The 6,227-nt window shown below is 64.9% G+C and carries 2 protein-coding genes and 1 rRNA gene; all 3 read left to right on the plus strand.

The features are described from left to right. Positions 1–3: 3 nt before the first annotated feature. On the plus strand, positions 4–1,800 hold the full coding sequence (gene treS / locus AC1DR1_RS09965) for a maltose alpha-D-glucosyltransferase (RefSeq protein WP_229992773.1): 1,797 nt from the start codon (positions 4–6) through the stop codon (positions 1,798–1,800). A gap of 3 nt (positions 1,801–1,803) precedes the next feature. After that, positions 1,804–5,526 carry a 1,4-alpha-glucan branching enzyme gene (locus tag AC1DR1_RS09970; RefSeq protein WP_476992539.1) on the plus strand — a complete coding sequence of 1,241 codons (3,723 nt, stop codon included), beginning with the start codon at positions 1,804–1,806 and terminating at the stop codon, positions 5,524–5,526. A 499-nt stretch (positions 5,527–6,025) separates the two neighbouring features. Further along, positions 6,026–6,227: ribosomal RNA gene (locus tag AC1DR1_RS09975) — 16S ribosomal RNA — on the plus strand; the annotation flags it as partial.

Here is a 6,227-nt window from a genome sequence, read left to right on the forward strand (position 1 = left end):
CCAGTGAGTTTCAGCCCGCAGAACCCCAGCCAGCACTTCAGCCCGAGGGGGAGCTTTGAACTGAACGCTCCAGGGCTCCAGCATGATCCCCTCTGGTACCGCAAGGCGGTCTTCTACGAGGTGCTCGTCCGGGGCTTCGCCGACGGAAACGGAGACGGCTCGGGCGATTTCCACGGCCTGATCGACAAACTGGACTACCTGCAGTGGCTGGGCGTGGACTGCCTCTGGCTCCCGCCGTTCTTCCAGTCACCGCTGCGCGACGGCGGCTACGACATCTCGGACTACAACTCCGTGTTGGACGAGTTCGGCACCATCAGCGACTTCAAGCGGCTTGTGGCGGAGGCGCACGCCCGCGGCGTCCGGGTGATCATCGACCTTCCGCTGAACCACACCTCCGACCAGCACCCCTGGTTCCAAGAGTCGCGCAAGGACCCCGACGGTCCCTTTGGCGACTTCTACGTCTGGAGCGATACGGACGAGAAGTATGAAGACGCCCGCATCATCTTCGTGGACACGGAGGAATCCAACTGGACCTTCGACCCCATCCGCCGGCAGTTCTTCTGGCACCGGTTCTTCAGCCACCAGCCCGACCTCAACTTCGAGAACCCCAAAGTCATTGACGCGCTCTTCGACGTCGTGCGGTTCTGGCTGGACCAGGGCATCGACGGCTTCCGGGCGGACGCCATTCCGTACCTGTTCGAGGAGGAGGGCACCAACTGCGAGAACCTGCCCCAAACCCACGAATTCCTGCGCCAGCTGCGCCGGATGGTCGATGAAAGCTACCCGGGCCGGGTAATCATTGCCGAGGCCAACCAGCCGCCGGCCGAGGTGGTGGAGTACTTCGGCACCGAAGAGGAACCGGAGTGCCACATGGCGTTCCACTTCCCGATCATGCCGCGCCTCTACTACGCGCTGCGTGACCAGAAGGCGGCCCCCATCATCGAGACGATGAAGGACACCCCTGACATCCCCGAAGGCGCCCAGTGGGGCACGTTCCTGCGCAACCACGACGAACTGACGCTGGAAATGGTCACCTCCGACGAGCGCGCCGCGATGCTCGGCTGGTACGCGCCGGATCCGCGCATGCGCGCCAACATCGGCATCCGACGCAGGCTGGCCCCGCTGCTGGACAACTCCCGCTCCGAAATCGAGCTCATCAACGCCCTGCTGCTATCCCTGCCGGGCAGCCCGTTCCTGTACTACGGGGACGAGATCGGGATGGGGGACAACATCTGGCTCGAGGACCGCGACGCCGTCCGCACCCCGATGCAATGGAACCCGGACCGAAACGCCGGGTTCTCCGGTGCGGACCCCGGCAAGCTGTACCTGCCAGTGATCCAGTCGCTGGTCTACAACTACAGCATGGCGAACGTGGAAGCCGAGGCCGCCCATTCGGGGTCACTGCTGCGCTGGACCCGGCAGATCCTGAGCGTCCGCAAGAACCACCCCGCCTTCGGACTCGGCGCATTCAAGCACGTGGAGGCTGACCACGACGTCGTCCTCGCTTACCTGCGTGAACTCCCGGAAGGCAACGCTGCAGGCGCGGACGCCGAGACCATCCTTTGTGCCTTCAACCTCTCCCAACACCCTGTGGCGACCACGCTGCGCGTGCCCAGCTTCGCCGGCAGGGGCCTTCGGGACGTCTTCGGCGGCCAGGCGTTCCCGGCCATCGGCGAGGACGGAGCGCTGACGCTGACCTTGGGCAGCCACGATTTCTTCTGGTTACGGATCCGTTCCGCCGCCTCCAACCCGGCATCCCCGTTCACGCAGGCGATGCCTATCCTGTCCATCGAGGGTTGAAAAATGACTCGACCGAACCTTGCCCCGGCCTTGAGCGGACTGCTCGGCGCCTGGCTGCCGCGCCAGCGATGGTTCCCCGTCAAGACTGCCGAGTTCACCTTCGAGCCGGCGGGCGGCCTGCGCCTTGAGACCGCCACGGGCGAGGGTACCCCCGGCGGGGCAGAATTTGAGGTGTTGCTGGTTGCGGTGTCCTACCCCACACCCGGTGGCAGCCGGACCGACATCGTCCAAGTGCCGCTCAGTTTCCGGCCAGAGCCCCTGCCGGGTGCAGAGCGCGCGCTGATCGGCGAACTTCCTGGCACGCGCACGGATGCCGCCCACCGGTGGGTCTATGACGGCGTCCATGACGCCTCCTTCGTCGCCGCCTGGCTGGAGCTCATGCGCCATGGCGGGAGTACGCCGTCGGGGAACGCCACCGGCCACCTGGTGGACTCCGGCTACCGCCTGCCGTTCGCAACGGGCAAGGTCAAGGTGCTCGCCGGCGAGCAGTCGAACAGTTCGGTAATAGTCGACGACGACGACGGCGGCACAGTCGCCATCGTGAAGTTCTTCCGCGTGCTGTCCGAAGGCCAGAACCCCGAGGTTGAAATCGGTGCGGCGCTGACGGCAGGGCGCACCGAGGAGGTCCCGGCAACCCTGGGCTGGGTAACCGGCGAGTGGGAGACTCCGGCCGCTGCACTCGGGGCGGAGTCGTCCGAAGCCGCCCGTCCTGCCCGCGGCGAGCTCGCTGTGGCGCACGAATTCCTCGCCGGCGGACTCGATGCCTGGCGGCTCGCCGTGGATGCGGCCAGCCGGGGGATCGGGTTCGCTGCCGAAGCCCACGCTCTGGGCGCGGCGACGGCCACCGTGCACCGGAGGCTCGCCGAGGCACTGGGCACAGCCGCCGAATCTGCGCCGGGGCAGGACATCGCTCCGGGAGTAGCCCAGCGCGTCCGCCAGTCCTGGGCCCAGGCGTCCAACGCCGTCGGGCCGTACGAAGAAGCGCTGGACGGTCTCCTCGGCCGGCTCGAAGGCGCCAGCGCCGGGCCGCTCCAGCGTATCCACGGCGACCTCCACCTCGGGCAGATCCTGCAGGTCCAGGGCAGTACCGTCCCGGGCGAGCCCGGGGCGCCGCGCTGGGCCATCCTCGACTTCGAGGGCGAACCTCTGCGCCCCATCTCCGAACGCAGCTTCCCCGACGTCCCACTTCGCGACGTCGTGGGCATGCTGCGGTCCTTCGACTACGCCGCCGGTGCCGCGGTCCGCGAAAATCCCGGTGCCGTGGTGCCGGGGACCTGGGTGGACGACTGCGCTGAGGCCTTCCTGGCCGGCTACGCCGAAGTAATCCCAGGCAGCATCGACCGCGACTCGCCGCTCTTTGTGGCGCTGTGGCTCGACAAAGCCCTCTATGAAGTCATCTACGAACTAAGGAACAGGCCGGACTGGCTCCCCATTCCGGTGAATGCATCGCGTCGTCTCCTCGGCAGTACAGGTTCCGGCGTCGCCGCCGAAACCGCATCGGAAGGTATAAAAATGACAGGATCAGCACGTATCGATCGGCCCGGCGCACCACTGCCCGTGGACGTTGAGACCTTGGCGAGGGTCGCGACCGGCGAACACCATGCGCCCCACTCGGTCCTTGGTGCCCACCTTGATGACCACGGCCACGTCACGATCCGGACCGTGAAGCACCTTGCGGAAGCCGTCTCCGTCGTGACCTCGGCAGACACGGTGCCCATGACGCACGAAGCGGACGGCGTGTGGGTGGCAGTGATGGAACCGATCGAGCGCGGCCACGTGCCGGACTACCGCCTCGAGGTGACGTACAAGGACCACGAACCGCAGGTCATGGACGATCCCTATCGCTACCTGCCGACCATCGGCGAAGTGGACCTGCACCTGATCGGTGAGGGCCGGCACGAGCGCCTGTGGGATGTTCTGGGCGCGCATGTCCAGCACTACAAGTCCTCGCTGGGCGACGTCGACGGCGTGTCCTTCGCCGTCTGGGCCCCGAACGCCCAGGCAGTGCGCGTCAAGGGTGACTTCAACGGCTGGGACGGCCGGGAACACTCCATGCGCTCGCTGGGTTCCAGCGGCGTCTGGGAGCTCTTCATCCCAGGCGTTGTAGCAGGGGCGTGCTACAAGTTTGAAATCAGGACCCGGCACGGATACTGGGTGGAGAAAGCGGACCCGCTGGCCTTCGGGACCGAGATCCCGCCCCTGACGGCTTCCCGCGTGGTGGAGCCCTCCTACGTCTTCAAGGATGCCGAGTGGATGCAGGCCCGCACCGAGCGCGATCCGCACAACTCGCCCATGAGCGTCTACGAGGTCCACCTTGGCTCGTGGCGAATGGGGCTGGGCTACCGCGAACTTGCCAAGGAACTCGTGGAGTACGTCAAATGGCTCGGCTTCACCCACGTGGAATTCATGCCTGTGGCCGAGCACCCCTTCGGCGGCTCCTGGGGGTACCAGGTCACCTCCTACTTCGCGCCGACCTCGCGCTTTGGGCACCCGGACGAATTCCGGCACCTCGTCGATGAACTCCACCAGGCCGGCATCGGCGTCCTCCTTGACTGGGTTCCGGCACACTTCCCCAAGGACGAGTGGGCCCTGGCCCGGTTCGACGGCGAACCCCTGTACGAGCACGCCGATCCGAACCTCGGCGAACACCCGGACTGGGGAACACTGATCTTCGATTTCGGCCGCACGGAGGTGCGCAACTTCCTGGTGGCCAACGCGCTGTACTGGCTCGAAGAGTTCCACATCGACGGGCTGCGCGTGGATGCCGTCGCCTCCATGCTGTACCTCGACTACTCGCGCGAAGAGGGGCAATGGCAGCCCAACCGCTTCGGCGGCCGCGAAAACCTTGAGGCGATCTCCTTCCTCCAGGAGGTCAACGCCACGGTCTACAAGACCCACCCCGGTGCCGTCATGATCGCCGAGGAATCCACCGCATTCCCCGGTGTCACCGCACCCACGAGCGGCGGCGGCCTGGGCTTCGGCCTCAAATGGAACATGGGCTGGATGCATGACTCGCTCCAGTACATGGCCGAGGACCCGTACAACCGCAGGTGGCACCACGGCACCATCACCTTCTCGATGGTCTATGCCTTCTCGGAAAACTTCCTCCTGCCGATCAGCCATGACGAAGTGGTGCACGGCAAGGGCTCCATGCTGCGCAAAATGCCAGGGGACCGGTGGCAGCAGTTGGCCAACCTGCGCGCGTTCCTGGGCTATCAGTGGGCCCACCCGGGCAAGCAGCTGATCTTCATGGGCACCGAATTCGGCCAGGAAGCGGAGTGGTCGGAGCAGTACGGCCTGGACTGGTATCTCGCCGACATCCCGGCACACAACGGCATGCAGCTGCTGACCAAGGACCTCAACGAGCTGTACCGTTCCACGCCGGCCCTGTACCAGCAGGACAACCAGCCCGAGGGCTTCCAGTGGATCAACGGGGGAGACTCGGACCGGAACGTGCTGACGTTCATCCGCCGCGATGCGGACGGCAACCCGCTGGTCTGCGCCGTGAACTTCTCCGGCGGCCCGCACACGGACTACATCCTGGGCGTCCCGGCGGCCGGCGAATGGCAGGAAGTGCTCAACACCGACGCCGCCAGCTATGGCGGTTCCGGGGTGGAGAACACCGGAACCCTGACTGCTACGAAGGACGGCCTCGACGGACAGCCGGCCGCGCTCGTCGTGACCCTGCCTCCGCTCGGGGCGGCGTACTTCAAGCCGCTGGTTTAGGCGCACTTGGGTTAGGCGCACCGCCCGGGACAATCTTCCGGGCGGGTGGCGCTGAGGAGCTTCTGTGAGAGGCCCGGAATCCCCGTGATTCCGGGCTTTTCTGCACCGTCTTTCAGGTCGCTTTGTCAGCAGAGCCAAGTGGTGGTAGAGTTTATTTCCGCGCTGCTCCCCGGAGTTGAACGGCCACCAAGACCCAGAAGCCTATGGCAAGACTGAGTTTGGATCGCCGATTTGACTAGGGTGAAGCGGCCGGGTAAGCTTGAAAAGTTGCTCCGGAGCGATCCTCGACCGAAATGTGGTTGTGGTGGTGCCGGGTGTGTCTGTTGTTTGAGAACTCAATAGTGTGCCAAGTTTGTTGATACCAATTTATTGTAATGGATTGGTTGAATGTGCCGGGCCCGCCACCCCGTGGTGTGGTCTGGTGTTTTTGGCTGGTTTCAAATTTTGTGCAGCCTGGTTGTCCCGTTTTCCCGGGTTTCCTGGTTGTGTCTGTTTTACTTCAACGGAGAGTTTGATCCTGGCTCAGGATGAACGCTGGCGGCGTGCTTAACACATGCAAGTCGAACGATGACCCGGTGCTTGCACCGGTGATTAGTGGCGAACGGGTGAGTAACACGTGAGTAACCTGCCCTTAACTCTGGGATAAGCCTGGGAAACTGGGTCTAATACCGGATATGACTCCTCATCGCATGGTGGGGGGT

This window comes from Arthrobacter sp. P4_F10, from assembly GCF_056401435.1.

Coding starts and splice junctions, on each gene's coding strand:
- AC1DR1_RS09970 (WP_476992539.1), top strand. CDS start 1,804: ATGACTCGACCGAACCTTGCCCCGGCCTTGAGCGGACTGCTCGGCGCC.